This is a genomic window from Nocardiopsis endophytica (assembly GCF_027706725.1).
Taxonomy (GTDB): Bacteria; Actinomycetota; Actinomycetes; order Streptosporangiales; family Streptosporangiaceae; genus Nocardiopsis_A; species Nocardiopsis_A endophytica.
Genome location: NZ_JAQFWQ010000011.1, coordinates 20,518 through 36,728, shown reverse-complemented (window position 1 = coordinate 36,728; position 16,211 = coordinate 20,518). Strand labels below are relative to the sequence as shown.

The 16,211-nt window shown below is 74.1% G+C and carries 16 protein-coding genes; 5 read left to right on the top strand and 11 right to left on the bottom strand.

Annotated elements, in window-relative coordinates; genetic code table 11:
- Positions 1–110: 110 nt before the first annotated feature.
- The 7 genes from O4J56_RS06005 to O4J56_RS05975 form a co-directional block, all read right to left on the bottom strand.
- Complete coding sequence (locus tag O4J56_RS06005; RefSeq protein ID WP_333563784.1) at positions 111–1,529, bottom strand: replication initiator; 1,419 nt, start codon at positions 1,527–1,529, stop codon at positions 111–113.
- 230 nt (positions 1,530–1,759) lie between these two features.
- On the bottom strand, positions 1,760–2,044 hold the full coding sequence (locus O4J56_RS06000; RefSeq protein ID WP_270684178.1) for a hypothetical protein: 285 nt from the start codon (positions 2,042–2,044) through the stop codon (positions 1,760–1,762).
- A 43-nt stretch (positions 2,045–2,087) separates the two neighbouring features.
- Positions 2,088–2,495: a UTRA domain-containing protein gene (locus O4J56_RS05995; protein WP_270684177.1), complete on the bottom strand. Its 408-nt coding sequence runs from the start codon at positions 2,493–2,495 to the stop codon at positions 2,088–2,090.
- A gap of 334 nt (positions 2,496–2,829) precedes the next feature.
- The gene (locus tag O4J56_RS05990; RefSeq protein ID WP_270684175.1) at positions 2,830–3,048 is read right to left on the bottom strand and encodes a hypothetical protein; all 219 of its coding nucleotides are present in this window, start codon (positions 3,046–3,048) and stop codon (positions 2,830–2,832) included.
- Positions 3,045–3,395 carry a hypothetical protein gene (locus tag O4J56_RS05985; RefSeq protein ID WP_270684173.1) on the bottom strand — a complete coding sequence of 117 codons (351 nt, stop codon included), beginning with the start codon at positions 3,393–3,395 and terminating at the stop codon, positions 3,045–3,047. Before O4J56_RS05985 ends, O4J56_RS05990 begins: the two co-directional genes overlap by 4 nt.
- A gap of 68 nt (positions 3,396–3,463) precedes the next feature.
- Positions 3,464–3,673 carry a hypothetical protein gene (locus tag O4J56_RS05980; RefSeq protein ID WP_270684172.1) on the bottom strand — a complete coding sequence of 70 codons (210 nt, stop codon included), beginning with the start codon at positions 3,671–3,673 and terminating at the stop codon, positions 3,464–3,466.
- A gap of 117 nt (positions 3,674–3,790) precedes the next feature.
- Positions 3,791–5,008 carry a helix-turn-helix domain-containing protein gene (locus O4J56_RS05975; protein ID WP_270684171.1) on the bottom strand — a complete coding sequence of 406 codons (1,218 nt, stop codon included), beginning with the start codon at positions 5,006–5,008 and terminating at the stop codon, positions 3,791–3,793.
- Between the two features lie 904 nt (positions 5,009–5,912).
- Between O4J56_RS05975 and O4J56_RS05970 the strand changes: the two genes are divergently transcribed.
- On the top strand, positions 5,913–6,311 hold the full coding sequence (locus O4J56_RS05970) for a hypothetical protein (RefSeq protein ID WP_270684169.1): 399 nt from the start codon (positions 5,913–5,915) through the stop codon (positions 6,309–6,311).
- Positions 6,312–6,715: 404 nt separating this feature from the next.
- On the opposite strand, the gene O4J56_RS05965 is transcribed toward O4J56_RS05970, so the two are convergent.
- The gene (locus O4J56_RS05965) at positions 6,716–7,525 is read right to left on the bottom strand and encodes a helix-turn-helix domain-containing protein (RefSeq protein ID WP_270684168.1); all 810 of its coding nucleotides are present in this window, start codon (positions 7,523–7,525) and stop codon (positions 6,716–6,718) included.
- Positions 7,526–7,560: 35 nt separating this feature from the next.
- Here O4J56_RS05965 and O4J56_RS05960 point away from each other — a divergent pair, with 35 nt between their 5' ends.
- Positions 7,561–8,001, top strand: a complete 441-nt coding sequence (locus O4J56_RS05960) for a VOC family protein (protein ID WP_270684167.1) — start codon at positions 7,561–7,563, stop codon at positions 7,999–8,001.
- A gap of 22 nt (positions 8,002–8,023) precedes the next feature.
- Here the strand turns inward: O4J56_RS05960 and O4J56_RS05955 are convergent, their stop codons facing one another.
- On the bottom strand, positions 8,024–8,740 hold the full coding sequence (locus O4J56_RS05955) for a sulfotransferase family protein (protein ID WP_270684165.1): 717 nt from the start codon (positions 8,738–8,740) through the stop codon (positions 8,024–8,026).
- A gap of 118 nt (positions 8,741–8,858) precedes the next feature.
- Here O4J56_RS05955 and mmuM point away from each other — a divergent pair, with 118 nt between their 5' ends.
- Both mmuM and O4J56_RS05945 read left to right on the top strand, forming a co-directional pair.
- On the top strand, positions 8,859–9,752 hold the full coding sequence (gene mmuM, locus O4J56_RS05950; protein WP_270684164.1) for a homocysteine S-methyltransferase: 894 nt from the start codon (positions 8,859–8,861) through the stop codon (positions 9,750–9,752).
- Positions 9,753–9,869: 117 nt separating this feature from the next.
- Positions 9,870–12,071, top strand: coding sequence for a serine/threonine-protein kinase (locus tag O4J56_RS05945; protein WP_270684163.1), 2,202 nt, complete (start codon positions 9,870–9,872; stop codon positions 12,069–12,071).
- A gap of 13 nt (positions 12,072–12,084) precedes the next feature.
- Here O4J56_RS05945 and O4J56_RS05940 read toward each other — a convergent pair whose 3' ends face one another.
- A complete protein-coding gene (locus O4J56_RS05940) occupies positions 12,085–13,008 on the bottom strand; it encodes a LysR family transcriptional regulator (RefSeq protein ID WP_270684161.1) in 924 nt (307 codons plus the stop codon).
- A gap of 158 nt (positions 13,009–13,166) precedes the next feature.
- Positions 13,167–13,781 carry a MarR family winged helix-turn-helix transcriptional regulator gene (locus tag O4J56_RS05935; protein WP_270684160.1) on the bottom strand — a complete coding sequence of 205 codons (615 nt, stop codon included), beginning with the start codon at positions 13,779–13,781 and terminating at the stop codon, positions 13,167–13,169.
- A gap of 101 nt (positions 13,782–13,882) precedes the next feature.
- Here O4J56_RS05935 and O4J56_RS05930 point away from each other — a divergent pair, with 101 nt between their 5' ends.
- A complete protein-coding gene (locus tag O4J56_RS05930) occupies positions 13,883–16,159 on the top strand; it encodes an LLM class flavin-dependent oxidoreductase (protein WP_270684158.1) in 2,277 nt (758 codons plus the stop codon).
- Positions 16,160–16,211: the final 52 nt, after the last annotated feature.

The window sequence follows — 16,211 nt, the reverse complement described above, 5'->3', positions numbered from 1 at the left end:
CCTGCTCTGTGGCCGGGGCCGCCGGACAAGCGCCATGCCGGGCACGGAGAGGAGTGGACGCGCTTCGCGCGCGGATTCCCCCGTAAGCGCCGCCGGGGCCCAGGTGCGCCTCACAGCTCACGCGCCAGCGCGGCCTCACGCGCTATCAGCTCGCGGTACTCCTGTCGGGCGTGTTCCAGGTCGGCGGTGATGCCCGCCGCCAGGTCCGCATCGGCCAGGCCGGTGTAGCCCGACCCGGCGTAGGACCACTGGCCCAGGAGCACCGCGTCCCCGGTCGCGGCTTGCGCCCACGGGTCCGCCCCGCCTTGTTCCACGCGTTGGCGGGCGCGCCAGGTCCGCCGGAGGTTCCGGAGCGCGGCCATCGTCGTGCTGAACCGCCTGCTCTTGGTGGCCAGGTGGCCCCGGTAGCCCAGCGTGTGGGCCCACCGACGCAGCCCCAGGTGCGCCAGGTCGCGGCGCCCGCCCAGGGCCCACGCGGTGGCCGCCATCCGCGCCAGGTGCGGCCCCACCTTCGCGACCAGGCCGGGCAGGTCCAGACGCCGCAGCCGGTGCGCCAGCGCCGCCGGGGCGCTGTCGGCCGCCGTCTTGGTGGCGTATTTCGCGAGGTAAGCGGCGATCCTCGCCGGGTCGTCCTCACCGGTGGCGGTCACGTCCCGCACGTCGGCTTGCGGGCCCCACTCGCACGAGCGCAGCTGCCCGTCCGGGGAGGGCAGGGGGAAGGACACCAAGGAAGCCGCCGAGCGGACGGCATCGGCCAGCAGCGCGGGCGTGGCCCAGGCCGGAGGCGCCACCACCGCGCCCCTGTCGTCGGCATCGACTCCGTCCAGGCGCACCACCGCGTGCAGGTGCACCAGCCCCCGCCGCTGGTACTCGGCGACCTTGACGTAGGACACCCGCAACAGCCGGTCAACCTCGCGGACGGTCACCCGGCGCCCGAGCGCCGCCGAGGCCGCCGGAGCCAGCGCCCGCCCCACCGCGATCCGGGTACGCCGCCACAGTTCACCGACGTGGGCGTTCCACAGCGTGGCCCCGGCGTAGTCCCAGCACTCCGGACAGATCGGCGTGCCCACCACCCGGTGGTCCGCCTCATGCACCAGGTCGCAGCCCACCGGCCGACCGTGCACGCACCTGGCACCCGACCGGCGCGGACGGCACGCCCCGCCCCGCGCAGTGTGAACCGGCCCGAAGCTGGGAGCGGTCAGCGTCACGAACAACTTCGGATGCGCCCCGACCGTCCCGGGCACCGCGTCGTCGGCCGAGGCGCCGTCGCGCCCCCGCATGCCCGAGGCCACCAGATGCCACAGGTCCCGCCTGTAGCGCTCCGAGCAGGCCGGACACACTGACGCCCGCCGGTCCCCGCACGCCACCAAAACCACACCATCCGGCGCATCCCGCGAGGAGAACGCCGCCAGCACCTCACCCGAGGCCGAATCCGCCGCAGCAGCCGACCCCGCCACCCGAACCGGCCGAACACAACCCCCGACCCGCTCCACCTGCGAACGCCAGGAGGGGAAATCCTCCCGGACCATCCGCCTGTGGGCCGCCTCCGCCCACCTGCCACTTATTGCATTCACGCCGCCAGAAGACACAGCACCCCCACCGGATTCCGCGAAGAACGCGTTTCCCTTCCCGCGCTTCCAGTATCAAACAAAAGCGCCCGAGTGGATCGCCTATCGTCGTCGTTTCAAATCCGCGCAGGTCAAGGATGTGCGAATAAAAGATCCCCTTCCCCGAGGGCGGGGGAGGGGAGAGCGGGGTGTCAGGTTCGTGCTCCGTGCCGTGGAGGTTGCAGGACGGCGTGTACAACGCTGGTGTGGTGGGAGAAGTGGTGCCACCACGCGCCCGCCCGGGTCTTGGTACTGGTCTGCCCCACCTGGACCACCGCCGAGCGCGCCAGGGCGTTGACCACCGGGACCGCTTCCCGGGACGCAGGGACGAACAGATGCGTGCCCGCGCGGTCCAGCATCAGCAGGAACCCGCCGCCGTCAGGGCGGGCCCGAGCCTGCACAGCTCCGGCATCGAGCATCAGAAGGGGGTGTTCCATCAAGAGGGGTCCGTTCAAAGGGGAGGGAAAGCGTGGGGAGGGGTCAGGCGGAGTAGGCATAGGAGAGCACGTGCCGGTGCCCGGCCAGCACCAGCCGCGCGACCTCTACAGGCGAGCCGTCGTCGGCGAAGGCCGTGCGCACCACGTCGGCGACGGCGTGCTGAGTCCGGAACAACTCAGCCTCACTGGCCGTGGGAGGGCGGGTGCGCACCTCTTCGCGGAAGCGGGCCGGGGCCCACCCCTGGTCGGCCAGGCGGGCGTAGATTCCGCCGGGGCCGGTGTCGGTGCGCCACACCCACTCACCGGCCACCTCCAGGGGCACGAACGACGTGGCTAGCTCCACCGGGTTCCCTGAGGTATCGGCATAACGGCGTCGGCGGCAGGCGACCGGGACCCCCGGGGCCAGCCCCAGGATGCGGCGCACATCGTCGGGCGGAACCGTCTTGTCCACGCGCACCCCGCGCGGCTGAAGAGGGTTGACGGGCTCACCCCGAGCCCACGCCGAGAACATCTGCGGCATCGATCTACGGATGTCGTACAACAGCAGCACCTTCCATCGCGGGACTACAGGAAGGCGGCCCGGGGCCGGGCAGGGACCGATCCCCATTACAAGAACCCTGCCGAGGCCGCCGGGCCGCCGCCCCCTGCCCCCGGGCCGGATAGGCGGCGAAAGGCCCGGGGCGGGGGCCGTGCGCACGGGAGCCTCCCGGAACTGCCCGTGGCACGGTGGGTGCCCACCCGCCCGCCGGGAGAAGAGGGGGAACACCGGCGGGCGGGGGGCGGCTTCAGGCGTCTATGTCGCGGGCGCGCAGGAACCTTTGGATATCGCCCAGGTACACGTGCTCCACGACCGAGCGCAGCGTGGCCCCGTCGTGCAGGGTGTAGAGCTGCCCGAACCGGGTGGGGGTGCGGGTGAGCTTGTAGCCGCCGCGCGCAGCGGCCGCCTTCACCTTCGCGATCGCGGCCCCGTACTCACGCCCCAAAGGTCGGCGCACCCGCTTCACGCCGCGCTCCCGCCCGAGGGCTGTGCGAAGGCCGGGGTGGGCGCCCACTTCCCCGACGCCTGCGCCTGCATCTCCTGTGTGACCACCGAGGACAGCGCGTCCAGGTCCGGGGCGTACAGGCAGGGGTGGAACCCGCGCACCGCCTCGCGGGGGTCGAGGGGCCGGTTGCGGTCGGCCACCCACTGCCAGTCCGACGGGGCCTTGGGAAGGTGCGTCGCCACCCACCCGGGATGCTGCCGGTTCCACTCACGCGCGGCCGAGTCGATACCGGGCGGAACGTCGGGAAGGCCGTCGCCTCCAGGGCCGGGGTCGGGTGCGGGCGGGGGGTTGTACGGGATATCGTCCATGTCGTCTCACCTCATAACCAGGTGGGGCCACGCCCCGGGGCCGTTGCGACCGGCCGCCGGGGTCTCGTCTACTTCTGTTCCTCGGTCCCTTCCAGCAGCGCGCGAAGCTCCGGAACGGTGGGCGCGGACAGGGCGATGTCGCCGCGCACCGCACGCCACTCGCCGGGGTCGTCGGGAAGGTCGCGACTGATCTCCCAGTCGGGGAAGTCGGCGGCCAGCACCTCTGCCGCTGTCGGCCAGCCGTGAAGGTTCTCGCGCTCCCACGCTCGCGGCCTCATCGCTCCTCCAGGGATCGGGGATGGGCACGAAGCTACGGAGCACACGAGTCCGGAAACAGAAACGGGGCGCAGCCTTTCGACTACGCCCCAAGGGCAAAGGGATACGGTGCGTATCCCCTACACAGGAACACCCAGGAAGTCAGCCAGCTCGCGCTGTTCAGCGCTGGGCATGCGCTTGGGAGCCGCGAGGATATCCTCAGCGACTTCCCGGGCGGCCTGCTGGTAGCGCAACCACTCAGGCGCGTCCTGCCGAAGACCTTGCAGCACCTCAAGGGCGGCACCGGGGTCGCCGGTCTGGAGGTGGGCCTTGGCCTGGTCGATGCGGTGCCTGTTCACACCTGTCTTCAGGCGCGCCCCTACGTCGTCGGGAACGTGCTCCGACTGTTCCAAGACGCGGTCGGGGTGTCCGGTGACCAGCTCCGATTCGATGGTCTTCAGTTGCACCGTGGTCCTGCCGAACATCAGGTGCTCAGCGGTGTCGACCTCTTCATGGAGCCGGGCCGCAGCCGAAGCCGCCATCGAATGGAACTCCCGGGACTCCTCCGCGCGGTTGTTGCGGGCTGCAGCAGCGCCCGCGCGCAGGAGCAGCCAGCCCCATGCGCTCAGTTGGTCGGAGGTGGCCCGGGACATCCGGGGTTCGATCTCGTCAGCGGTGCGCACGCACAGCGCTTCCACTTCCGAGAACCGGGCCTGCCGCATCAGTGCCCATGCCTGCGAGGAGATCGCGGCGGCGGCGAGCGGCTGGTGGCCGATCTCCAGCGCGTCACGAAGGCTGTCACGAAGGGCGGTCAGGGCAAGGTCGTGCTGGCGGACCTGAATCAGGTAGCGGCCCGCGACTCCCAGGATGTCCGCGCGCAGGCGGTGGGCTTCGTCCTTGTCCCGCCCGTCGAGTTCACGGACGTGGAGGTGGGCGGAGCGGATCACGGAGGGAGCGAGCCGGGCGACATCGTCGTAACGGTCCGCGTAGTAGGCAAGCGACACCGACTTCGTGGCGCGGCCGAGCATGACGAGGTCGGGTTCGTCGCTGCCGAGGTTGAGCAGAGGATCCCCCGTGATGCCGGTCGGGGGGTTGATGGCGGCGCGGATCGCGGCCAAGGAGGTATCCGGGGAGTCATCGCCGGGCGTCGGGGCGGCCGGGGTGGCGAAGGCGAGGGTGGTCTTGCCCAGAGCGCGAGCGATGGCGTTGTAGCTCTCCATCCTCGCGCTACCGCCTTGTTCGATCTTCTTGATCGTGGGAAGGGCCAGGTGGGCGGCTTCGGCGAGGCGTTCCTGAGTCATGCCACGGCGGCGGCGCAGCTCCCGTATGCGGTCGCCCGGGTTGATGTCGTGACTCATCAGTCAGGTCCCGTCCTCTTGGGGGTTCGCAGTCCCAGGGTAGGACGGGACCTTTCCGGTGTCGTCGGCCCCAGCGGTTCGGGTTCCTGACGGGGTGGCTGACCTGCCGAGCCGGGCGCGCTCAGTAGGGGGCGCGGCGACGGCGGCCCCCTCATGTGTGTGAGGAGTTTCCCTACAGGATCGAGCCGGGCGCGCTCAGTAGGGGGCGCGGCGACGGCGGCCCCCTCATGTGTGTGAGGAGTTTCCCTACAGGATCAAGGCCCGCCCGCGCTTCGCGCGGGCGGGCTTCGCTGTGCTCGCGGTGGGTCGGCCGTGGGTCGCTCCGCTCACGCGGGCATCCGTGCTGCGCGCGCTCCTTCGTCGCGTGCTCGCACGGCGCCCGCGCCGCCTCGCTCCCCGGCCTCCCGCCGCTCCCAGCGCTCACCGCCCCCGCATCTCGCCGTGGGCGCGCCCGCCCGCGCAGAAAAACAACCCCAGACACCGCGTTTCCGCAGGTCGCGGCGCGCCGGCCGCCGCTCCGCCAAGGCCACAGGGCCACGGGGCACCGTCGACTCTGCGCCGGTCGGCCGGGTCCGTCCACGCTCCCGCGCCGGGGCGGGACCCCAAGGCCGGGCGGCCCCGGACGGGTAAGGCCGGTGGAGCCCTCCGGGCCCGACCGCGCGCCGAGCTTAGGGCCGCCCGGCCTCCCGCCCCGCCGCTCCCGCCGTGGCCGGACCCGTCCAACCTCCGCTGCGCGGCCGGGAACAGCGCAGAATCCGGGGCCGGGCCACGCCCCGCCGGGGCATCGAGCCCCGCCCGGGCGTCGGAGCAGCGCCCGCGCCGCCAGCCCGCGCCGTCCGGGCGCGAGGACGGATTCCCCACCGGCCCGAGACAGGCGGCCCGGGGCCGGGGTAGCGTCGCCCCTATGACCGACAAGGCCCCCGTGGTCCGCATCGACGCCGCCCCCACGGCCCGCCGCGCCCACGCCGAGGAGGAGCACCGGCGCGCCCAGGCCCGAGCGGACCGCACCGCCTACGCCCACCGCATCGCCGAAGGGCTCAAGCGCACCGGGGCCGTGGTCATCGACTGCCAGGACGACGCCCAGCGCCAGGAGGCCCGCGCCGCCGGGCGACTCGCCGGACGCATCCGGGGCGCGAGCGTGCGCACCACCGTCGTGGAAGGCCGGGTCGCGGTGTTCGAGCCCGACCGGGCCGCCAACCCGCTGCAGGTTCGCTTGGACGAGCGCCGGGCGAACCGGGCGTTGGACGAGGCGTACCGCAAGGCCGGGCCGCTCACCGGGCCGTGGCCCGACGAAACCCGCTGACCAGCATCGATGGCGTCCCGTTGGCCCGTGTGTGGCCCGGGAAGAACGACATAGGCTGTCTTCTGGTGTCACACGATGGCACACCGCCGAGTTCCCCGCCGCGACACCGCAGGTCAGGCACCCCCGCTCTGACATGCGAAAGGGCGACGCCCCCGAAGGAACGCCGCCCCAACACACGCGGGGATGGTCCCCTGACCCTGCTCAACCGGTTGAGCGCGGAGCGGGTGCTCCCCGCGCACGCGGGGATGGTCCCCGGCGAGCGGACCCGGACTACGTCGAAGCGAAGTGCTCCCCGCGCACGCGGGGATGGTCCCGCCTGCTCCAGGGCGTCGGCCGGGTAGAGGTTGTGCTCCCCGCGCACGCGGGGATGGTGTTCTTGGAACTCGGGCAGGCTGGCAAGAGGTTCAGGCTGATACCTCGGGCACTATGACGCCCACTCCTGCGGCGCGTTCCCTCAGCAATGCCTTCGGGGTGAGGCCCGACATCCTCCGTACCTCCCGGCTCATGTGGGCCTGGTCGGCGTAGCCCGCTTGAACGGCCAGCTCGGCCAGGCTCCGCCCCGGGCCCCTGTCCGCCAGGGTCAGGAACCGCTGGAGGCGCATCACCCTCTGCAGCTCCCTCGGATCCAAGCCCGTCGCGTCCCGTACCAGGCGGCGCAAGTGGCGCTCGGACACCCCTGCCGCCTCGGCCGCGCCGGCCACGGATGCGGTCGGCGCGCCCACCGCGCCCAGTGCGTGCAGCGCCGTCCGCACACGCGCGTCGGGGCGGCGGCGCGGTCGCAGCTCCGGAGGCTTGCGACCCCAGACCTGCTCGGCCAACCGTCGTGCCTCGGCCGGGGGCAGGACATCCTCCAGGTCGGCGTCCGCGTCGCGCAGGTCATCGGCGGGCCACCCCAGCACGGGCCCGATCGCCGACGGGCGCAGGCGCAGCCCCCGCACCGTTGATCCGGGTTCCAGCCGGGCCAGGGCGGCCTGAGCCGTGGGGCCGACCAGGTGGGCCCGGCCGCCCGCGGTGACCACCACATCCGCGCAGGCGTCGGGCAATACCCGCTGGACGTAACCGCCCCCCGCGCCGATCCGCTGCTCCCACGCGCACACCACTCCCGGGAGTGTGGGCCCAGCAGGCGAGAACTCCCGGTAGGACGACCGGGAGCCGATGGCCCCCGAGCCGCCGACGGGGGTGGGCCCCGATCCGCGCATGTCCGTTTCGTTCAAGACCGGCCACCCCCCACACCGCCATCATCGGGGGCATGAACCAGTCCGTCCACTTCATCACCTTGTCCGCGCCCGACGTGGATGCCGCCAGGGACTTCTACACCACCGGCCTCGGTTGGACCCCGCTCATGTACGTCCCGGGGGACATCGTCTTCTTCCAGGTCGCCCCCGGCGTGGTGCTCGGCCTCTTCGAGGCGGGCGCGTTCGCCGCCGACATGGAGGGCGGGCCCGAGGACGCCCGCCTGTCAGGGCTGACCCTGTCGCACAACGTCGCCTCACCCCAGGAGGTCGACGCCGTCGTCGACCAGGCCCTCAAGGCGGGCGCCCGCCTCGTCAAGAGCCCGAAGAAGGCCGACTTCGGCGGCTACCACGGCCACGTCGCCGACCCCAACGGGGTGGTGTGGGAGATCTGCCATAACCCCGGCTGGAGCGTGGCCGAGGACGGGACCGTACGCCTGGGGCCGGTCGAGGGGTGACGCACCTGCGGGGGAGAAGCCCTCAGTAGGAGGGCGCCTCCCCCTTCAGCACATCGGCGAAGTGCTTCTTGACCTCCTGGGCCTCGTTGAGCCGGGGGAAGGGCTCGCCCTCGGGGACCGGCACGCCGAGGAAGTCGCACAGCGGCTCCCAGCCCTGCGACACCTCGAACACCAGCAGGTCGTCCGCGGGCACCGTCGCCCGAACGTGCTCGATGTGCCGTTCGTAGGCCGCGATCGCCGTCGCCTCGTCCGGCACCACGTCGGCGTCGACGCCGAAGGCCCCGCGCCACATGGTGTTCAGCAGTGTCTTGCGCAGCTTGCCGATGCGCTCCAGGGCCTGCGCACCCTCGGAGCCCGGGGCGGGCCCTTCGGGCGCCTCCTCCCCGGCCTCCCCGGTGGCGATGATCGTGGGAGAGGCCTGGAAGATGGTCTCGTAGGCGCTCTTGTACCGGCGCCTGGGGTCGCGGACGGTGAGCAGGATCTTGGCGTCCGGGTTGGCCCGGTGGACCTCCTCCCAGTAGTAGCCCGTCGGCCAGTCGACCGCGGACACGTACCCCTCGTAGAGGCGGTCCCAGGCCGCCTCGCCCTCGCCCGGGGTGAGCGACCACAGCGCGGTCTGCTCGGGGCGGCTCATCACCTCGAACATGTGGTGGCAGGGTCCGAATCCGAGCCGCTCGAGCGCGACCTTGGTGGAGAGTGTTCCGGTGCGCGGGTACCCCGCGCCGATGACCTTGAGCATGTGCACCGTCCTCGGCGGTTCGCGCCTGCCGCCCACGGCCGGGGCGGCCTCGGTTCCGAGCGTCCTCCTGCCGCGAAGGGACCCACAAGGGCCCCTTTCCGGTTCTAGAGTGGCGGTCATGGAGGCCCTGCTGAGAGACCGGGACACCGTGGTACTGGACGGCGGGCTGGCCACCCGCCTGGAGGAGTACGGCTGCGACCTGTCCGGCGGCCTGTGGTCGGCGCGGCTGCTGGCCGACGCCCCCGACCTGGTGCGCCGCGTGCACCGCGACTTCTTCGACGCCGGCGCCGACGTGGCCGTCTCCGCGTCCTACCAGGCGAGCTTCACCGGGTTCGCCGAGCGGGGCATCGGCCGCGACGAGGCCGCCGCCCTCATGCTCCGCTCGGTGCGCCTTGCGGAGCAGGCGCGCGACGAGGCCGGGGGCGGCCTCGTCGCGGCCGGAATCGGCCCCTACGGCGCGGCGCTGGCCGACGGCTCCGAGTACACCGGGGACTACGGCCTGGACGCCGACGCGCTCGCCGACTGGCACCGCGAGCGCTGGCACCTGCTGGCCGGATCCGGCGCCGACCTCCTCGCCTGTGAGACGGTGCCCTCCTTCGAGGAGGCCCGCGCGCTGGCGTCGCTGATGGAGGAGAGCCCTGAGGTGCCCGTGTGGGTGTCCTTCTCCGGCCGCGACGGCGCGCACATCAGCGACGGCACGCCCATCGCCGACTGCGCCGCGCTGTTCGCGGACCGGCCGCAAGTGGTCGCCGTCGGCGTCAACTGCACCGCGCCCCGGCACGTCTCCTCACTGGTGGCCGCCGCCGTCGCGGCCTCGGGGCGTCCGGGCGCGGCCTACCCCAACTCGGGGGAGGCCTGGGACGCGCAGGCACGTGCGTGGACCGGGCCGGCCGACCCCGAGGAGTTCGCGTCCGGCGCGGACGACTGGCGGTCCGCGGGGGCGCGCCTCATCGGCGGATGCTGCCGCACGGGCCCTGGCCACATCCGGCGGATCCGCGCTCGCATCGGGTGATGTCGCGCCCCCGAGACTGCTGTGCAGGCGACGGGAGCACTAGGGTTCTGTACTCGACGCCTTCCGCGGCGGCGCGCCGCGGGCGGGCGATCGGCGGAGAGGCGAACAGGGGAGCGCATGACGGACGGACCCAGGAGACTCGGCGGTTTCACCCTCTACGGGGAGCTCGGGCGGGGCGGGTTCGGCACCGTGTACCTGGCGGTGGACGACGAGGGCCGCCAGGCGGCGGTGAAGGAGCTCCACCCCCACATGCTGGAGGACGCCCACGCCCGGGAGCTGTTCCGCCGCGAGCTGGACGCGGCCCGGGGCGTGCGCGGCTTCTGCACCGCGTCGGTGCTGGACGCCGACGCCGACGCCGAGCGCCCCTGGATCGCCTCGGAGTACGTGGAAGGGCCCACGCTGCTGGCCGAGGTGCGCGACAACGGGCCGCGGCGCGGCGCCGACCTGGAGCGCCTGGCCGTGCACACCGCCACCGCGCTGGTGGCCATCCACGCGGCCGGGGTGGTGCACCGCGACTTCAAGCCGGACAACATCCTGCTGGCCGAGGACGGCCCCCGGGTGATCGACTTCGGCGTGGCCCGGCTGGCCGAGGCAGGGGCGGCCTCCACCGCCGCCGTGGGCACCGTCGGCTACATGGCGCCCGAGCAGCTGCAGGGCGGTCGGATCGACGACCGGGCCGACGTGTTCGCCTGGGGCGCCACCATGGTCTACGCGGGGAGCGGCGGGCAGGCCTTCCCCGGCCCCAACGTGGGCGCGCGCATGCTGCGGGTGATCAAGGGCCCGCCCGAGACCGGCGCGCTGTCCGGGTACCTGCGCACGATCGTGCTGCACTGCCTGGCGAAGGACCCGGCGGAGCGGCCCTCCGCCCGGGGCCTGCTGGACATGCTCACCGGTGCCGAGGAGGTGCCGCCCGCCCCCGACCCGGGCACCTTCGCGGCTGGGCCCACCGTGCGGGTGGCGCCGCCGCGCCGGGCGGCCGCGGCCGAGCAGGAGACGCAGGCCATCCCTGCCGCAGAGGCGGTACCGTACGCGGCCGGGCGGCCCCGGCGCCCGGCGTCGGCGCCCGCGCCTCAGTCGGATCCGGGACCCGGGCCCGCGTCGGATCCGGGCCCCGCGTCCTCCGCGCCGGCGTCCCCGCCGCCCCCGAGGCAGGCCCCCGACCGCTGGTCCGACCCGACCGGGACCCCCTCGGGCGGCGTCCCGTCGGGCGGTGGGCCCGACCCGCGCGCCCGGCTCGCCGCCGCCGAGCGGCACCTGCTCACCGGCGACGGCGAGGCCGCAGAGGAGCCGCTGCAGCAGGCGATCACCGGCTTCGACCAGGCGGGCGACAACGGTCGGGCCGACTACGCCCGCATCCTGCTGGGCGACCTGCACAACGTGAACGGGCGGCACGAGGAGGCCTGGCGGCTGCTGGACACCCTGCGGGAGCGGTTCGAGCGCGCGGGCAAGCGCGTGCACCTGGCGCGGTGCCTGCGGGGCATGGCCCTGCTCGACCACGGCGAGGTGTGGGACGGCCGCTCCGGCGGCGGACTGGGCTCCCTGGTGGGCGGCCTGCTGTCGCGGCGGGGTCCCGACCCGTGGCGCGTCGAGGCGCGCCTGGAGCTGGCCGAGAGGTCGCTGCTGCTGTTCCACGAGCTCAACCACGGCAGGGAGAGCGCCCGCACGCGGCTGGTCCTGGGCCAGGTCCTCAGCGAGGTCGGCGAGGCCGAGCGGGCCGTGGACGCCTTCTCCCAGGCGGTGAGCGGGTTCGAGGCGCTGGGCGACCGGTGGTGGGAGGCGCGGGCGCGCCGCATCACCGCCCAGACCCGCTTCCATGCGGTGATGGAGTCGCAGATGGCGGTGGGCGTCTACACCGGTCCGCCGCGTGAGGGCAAGGAGCTGTCGCTGGTGCTGGACCACGCGCGGCGCGCGGTGCGGCTGTGCGGCAAGGCGGGGGATCAGCGGGGCCGCATCGCCGCCCAGATCCTGCTGGCGCGCGCGGTGTGGGCGACCCTGGGGCACGAGGGGGCGCAGGCGCTCCAGCAGGCGGAGGTGTCGCCGTCGGCGACGCCGTCCTCGGGGCCGGGGACCTCCGCGCAGACGGCGTGGTACGAGCGGATGACCACTTCCGACGAGGTGGAGGCGCTGCTGGAGACCAGCGCGGCCGAGGCCCGGTCGCAGGGGCTGGAGAAGCTGGCGGCCCAGGCGCGGCTGTGGCAGGAGCGGTTCTTCCACGAGAGTCCCGGCGTGCACGTCCAGGGGTGGGAGCTGCACAAGAAGCCGCAGGAGGTCCCGTTCGAGGAGAGCGGCCTGACCCGTGGGGACCGCTGCGCGGTGTAGGCGCGGCGGCGGGTCAGGAGGCGCGCGCGGCGCCGTGTCGGCGGCAGTGGCCGACGAACTCCTGGGCCCGCCGGTTCAGGCGCATGCTCCTCGGCCAGGCCAGCACGACGGCCTCCTCGCGGACGGGTTCGGCGATCTCCTTGACGACCACCCGCATGCCCTCATAGGTGCGGTCGTTGGCCGGGCGCTGCACGAGGACCCCGTAGCCCATGCCGCGTCCGATCAGCGCGCGCGCCGTCTCGAACGTGGTGGGGCGGTGGCGCACCCTGGGCGTCACGCCGAAGCGGTGGAACAGCGACAGGGCGTGGTGGGAGCTGGGCGCCGCGTCCAGGAGCACCATGGGCTCGGCCTCCAGGGCGCGAAGCGACACCTCGGGCAGGCCGGCCATGGGGTGGTCGGCCGGGAGCAGGACGTGGGGGCGGACGGAGAACAGGACGGTGCGCTCCATCTCGGGCATCAGGTCCATGTCGTAGAGGACCGCCATGTCCAGCTCGCCGCGGAGCAGGCGCCGCTGCAGCACGTCCTGGGTGTCCTCGGCGAAGTCGACGGTGACCTCCGGGTGGAGGGAGGCGAAGCCCTGGAGCAGCGGGGGCAGGACGGTGGGGGCGAGCGTGACGTAGCAGCCCAGGGAGAGCACGCCGGTGAGGGCGCCTCCGCCGCTGGCCTCGGCCTCCAGTTCCTCGGCTTCGCGCAGGAGGCGGCGGGCGCGCGCCAGCAGGCTGGTTCCCGAAGGGGTGAGCGTGACGCCGTGCGCCTTGCGGCGGACGCACAGCTGCACCTTGAGCGCGCGCTCCAGGTCGTTGAGGGCCAGCGACACGGCGGGCTGGGAGATGTGCAGCCGCTCGGCGGCCTCGGTGAGGGTGCCCGCCTCGGCGATGGCGACGAAGTAGGCGAGCTGGCGGAGGGAGAACCGCGGCGGCGCGGGCGGCTCGGACACAGGGGGCACCGGACCTTTCCGGGGCGGTGGTGTTCCGGAGGGGCCGGAAGGGGCTCCGGCCTGGGGTGATGCCACTCTAGAGCGCCGTGTCCGACTCCGCCACGGGTGAGCGGTACCTCCCGGGCAGGGGCGTTTGTCGCGGCCGTCGGCGGGCGCGCCTATGCCCCCGCCGTCGCGTCGCCTCCGGTGCCTCCGGTGCCGCCAGGGCCCAGGCCGCCGGGGCCGAGTCCGTCGGCGGCCAGGACCTCGCGGACGGCCGCGCAGGGGTCGGTCGCCGGCGACTCGGTGCGGATCAGGCGGGCCGCGCGCTGGGCCAGGTCGGCGAAGACCGCGCGCTCGGATTCCGACAGGCCGCTGAGCACCGCCTCCTCCGCGCGGTGCACCCGGCGCTCGGTCTCGGCGAGCTCGGTGCGCCCGCGGGCGGTGGCCACCACGCGCCGGGCCCGCCGGTCGGCGGGGTCGGGGACGCGCTCGACCAGGCCCTCGGACTCCAGGGCGTCGATCACGTAGGTCATCACCGTGCGGTCGATGCCCGAGTGCGCGGCGAGGGCGGCCTGGTTGGGCGGCTCCTCGTGCACCACGGCGTGCAGCACGTGGTACCCGCGCGCGCCCAGCGGCAGGTGGGACAGGACGAACTCGGCCGCCTCGTGCCACCGGCGCAGGACGAGCGCCAGCGCCCACCCCAGGTCGCCGTCGGCGGGCGCGGTTCCGGGGGCGCTTCCGGAGCCGGTGGCGGGGGTGGAGGCGGTGGCGGAGCGTTCCGGGTCGGCCATGCCACGAGGCTACCAGGAATAGGTGGCACGGCAGATAGGTTGTCGGGCATATCATCTGATCGGCAACGTATTCTGTGCCGCACCGGAAGGGACCCGCGACCATGACCGACTACGGGCACGAGCCGCTCTTCGGCACGTTCCTGACCCCGGACGCCGCCGACCCCGAGGGCGTCGTCGAGCGTGCGCGGGCCGCCGAGCGCGCCGGACTGGACTACGCCACCTTCCAGGACCACCCGTACCAGCCCGCCTTCCTGGACACCTGGACCCTGCTGAACTGGGTCGCCGCCGCCACCGAGCGCCTGCGGGTGGCCCCCAACGTGCTCAGCCTCCCGCTGCGCCCACCCGCGGTCGCCGCGCGCGCCGCGGCCTCGCTCGACCTGCTCTCTGGGGGCCGCCTGGACCTGGGCGTGGGCGCCGGCGCCTTCTGGGACGGCATCGCCGCCATGGGCGGACGGAAGCTGACGCCCGGGCAGGCCGTCGGGGCACTCGGCGAGGCCATCGACGTCATGCGCGGGATCTGGGACGCCGACGCGCGCGGCGGCGTCCGGGTGGACGGCGAGCACCACACGGTCCTGGGCGCCAAGCGCGGGCCGCGCCCCGCCCACGAGATCGGCGTCTGGGTGGGGGCGTACAAGCCGCGCATGCTGCGCCTGACCGCCCGCAAGGCCGACGGGTGGCTGCCCTCCATGGCGTACGCGGACGAGGCGGCGCTGATCGAAGGCAACCGCGTCATCGACGAGGCCGCCTCCGAGGCCGGGCGCGACCCGCGCGAGGTGCGGCGCCTGCTGAACATCAACGGCGCCATCGGCGCGCGCTCGGCCGGGTTCCTCCAGGGGCCGCCGGAGCAGTGGGTCGAACAGCTCCTGCCCTACGTCCTGGAGCACGGGTTCAGCGCCTTCTTCCTGGCCACCGACGACCCCGGCCAGATCGCCCGCTTCGGAGAGGAGGTCGCGCCCGCGCTGCGCGACGCCGTGGCGCGCGAGCGCGCGGCGGCCGGGACGGTCGTGGGCGGGCGCACCGCCACCGGGCTCGCCGCGCGCCGGGGCGGTATCGACTACGACGCCGTCCCCGAGGCGCTCAAGGACACGGCGGTGGAGCCGGGCGACCACGACTACGCGAGGGTGCGGCACAACTACATGCGGCCCGGGGCGCCGGGACTGGTCCTGCGCCCCGCCACGGCCGACCAGGTGGGCGAGGCGCTGCTCTACGCGCGCGAGCAGAAGGCGCCCCTGGCCGTGCGCAGCGCCGGGCACGGCATCAGCGGACGTTCGGTGGGCGACGGCGACGTGGTGGTCGACCTGTCCGCCCTGGACGGCGTCGAGGTGCTGGACCGCCGGGCGCGCACCGTGAGGGTGGGCGCGGGCGCGCGCTGGGGCGCGGTGGCCGAGCGCCTCGCGCGCGACGGGCTGGCCGTCAGCTCCGGCGACCACGGCGGCGTGGGCGTCGGCGGGCTCGCCACCACCGGCGGTGTCGGGTGGATGTCGCGCTCCCAGGGCCTGACCATCGACCGGGTGCGCGCGATCGACGCGGTCCTGGCCGACGGCACGCAGGTGCGGGCCTCCCTGGAGGAGCACCCCGACCTGTTCTGGGCCATGCGCGGGGCGGGCGGCAACTTCGCGGTCGCGACCTCCTTCGAGATCGAGGCCGCCGAGGTCGGTGACATCGTTTTCGCCGACTTCGCCGTGGACGCCGCGCGCCCCGCCGACGTGCTGCGCCGGTGGGGCGACGCGGTGGAGGCCGCACCGCGCGAGGCGACCAGCTTCCTGATGCTGCTGCCGGGGCACGGCGGCCAGGGGCCGCTGGCGCGCTTCCAGGTGGCCTACGCGGGCGACGACGTCGAGGCGGCCAAGCGCGCGCTGGAGCCGTTCCTGAACGTGGGCCGGGTGCTCGACCAGCAGGCCGTCCTGGCGCCCTATCCGGCGGTCCTGGTCGCCCCGCACGGGCCGCACACCGGCGGGGGAGGGGAGCCGGTCATGCACTCGGCCCTCGTGGAGCACTTCACCGACGAGGCGGCCGGCGGGCTGGCCCGCGTCCTGTCCTCCGGGCAGACGATGGCGGTGCAGATCCGGGCGGTCGGCGGGGCGGTGAACGACGTCGCCCCTGACGAGACGGCCTATGCGCACCGGCACCAGAACTTCTCGGTGGCCGCGCTCGGCGCCCTCGCGCACACCCCCGGCCTGGACGCGGCCTGGGAGGGGTTCCTGCCCTTCGCCGATGGCATGTACCTGAGCTTCGAGACCGGATCCGGCCCCGGCCTCCTGGAGCGGGCCTTCCCCGGGGCCACGCTGGAGCGACTGCGCGAGCTGAAGGCGGTGTACGACCCTGACCAGGTGTTCGACCGCAACATGCCGATCCCTCCGGCCGACCGGACCGCCTGACGCGGATCCAGGGCCGTCGCGCGTCCGTCGGCCATGGGCGACGGACGGCCGC

Excerpts from the sequence above, each read along its gene's own strand:
- O4J56_RS06005 (WP_333563784.1), bottom strand. The coding sequence starts at position 1,529 with ATGGTCCGGGAGGATTTCCCCTCCTGGCGTTCGCAGGTGGAGCGGGTC.
- O4J56_RS06000 (WP_270684178.1), bottom strand. The coding sequence starts at position 2,044 with ATGGAACACCCCCTTCTGATGCTCGATGCCGGAGCTGTGCAGGCTCGG.
- O4J56_RS05985 (WP_270684173.1), bottom strand. The coding sequence starts at position 3,395 with ATGGACGATATCCCGTACAACCCCCCGCCCGCACCCGACCCCGGCCCT.
- O4J56_RS05980 (WP_270684172.1), bottom strand. The coding sequence starts at position 3,673 with ATGAGGCCGCGAGCGTGGGAGCGCGAGAACCTTCACGGCTGGCCGACA.
- O4J56_RS05975 (WP_270684171.1), bottom strand. The coding sequence starts at position 5,008 with ATGAGTCACGACATCAACCCGGGCGACCGCATACGGGAGCTGCGCCGC.
- O4J56_RS05970 (WP_270684169.1), top strand. The coding sequence starts at position 5,913 with ATGACCGACAAGGCCCCCGTGGTCCGCATCGACGCCGCCCCCACGGCC.
- O4J56_RS05960 (WP_270684167.1), top strand. The coding sequence starts at position 7,561 with ATGAACCAGTCCGTCCACTTCATCACCTTGTCCGCGCCCGACGTGGAT.
- O4J56_RS05955 (WP_270684165.1), bottom strand. The coding sequence starts at position 8,740 with ATGCTCAAGGTCATCGGCGCGGGGTACCCGCGCACCGGAACACTCTCC.
- mmuM (WP_270684164.1), top strand. The coding sequence starts at position 8,859 with ATGGAGGCCCTGCTGAGAGACCGGGACACCGTGGTACTGGACGGCGGG.
- O4J56_RS05945 (WP_270684163.1), top strand. The coding sequence starts at position 9,870 with ATGACGGACGGACCCAGGAGACTCGGCGGTTTCACCCTCTACGGGGAG.
- O4J56_RS05935 (WP_270684160.1), bottom strand. The coding sequence starts at position 13,781 with ATGGCCGACCCGGAACGCTCCGCCACCGCCTCCACCCCCGCCACCGGC.
- O4J56_RS05930 (WP_270684158.1), top strand. The coding sequence starts at position 13,883 with ATGACCGACTACGGGCACGAGCCGCTCTTCGGCACGTTCCTGACCCCG.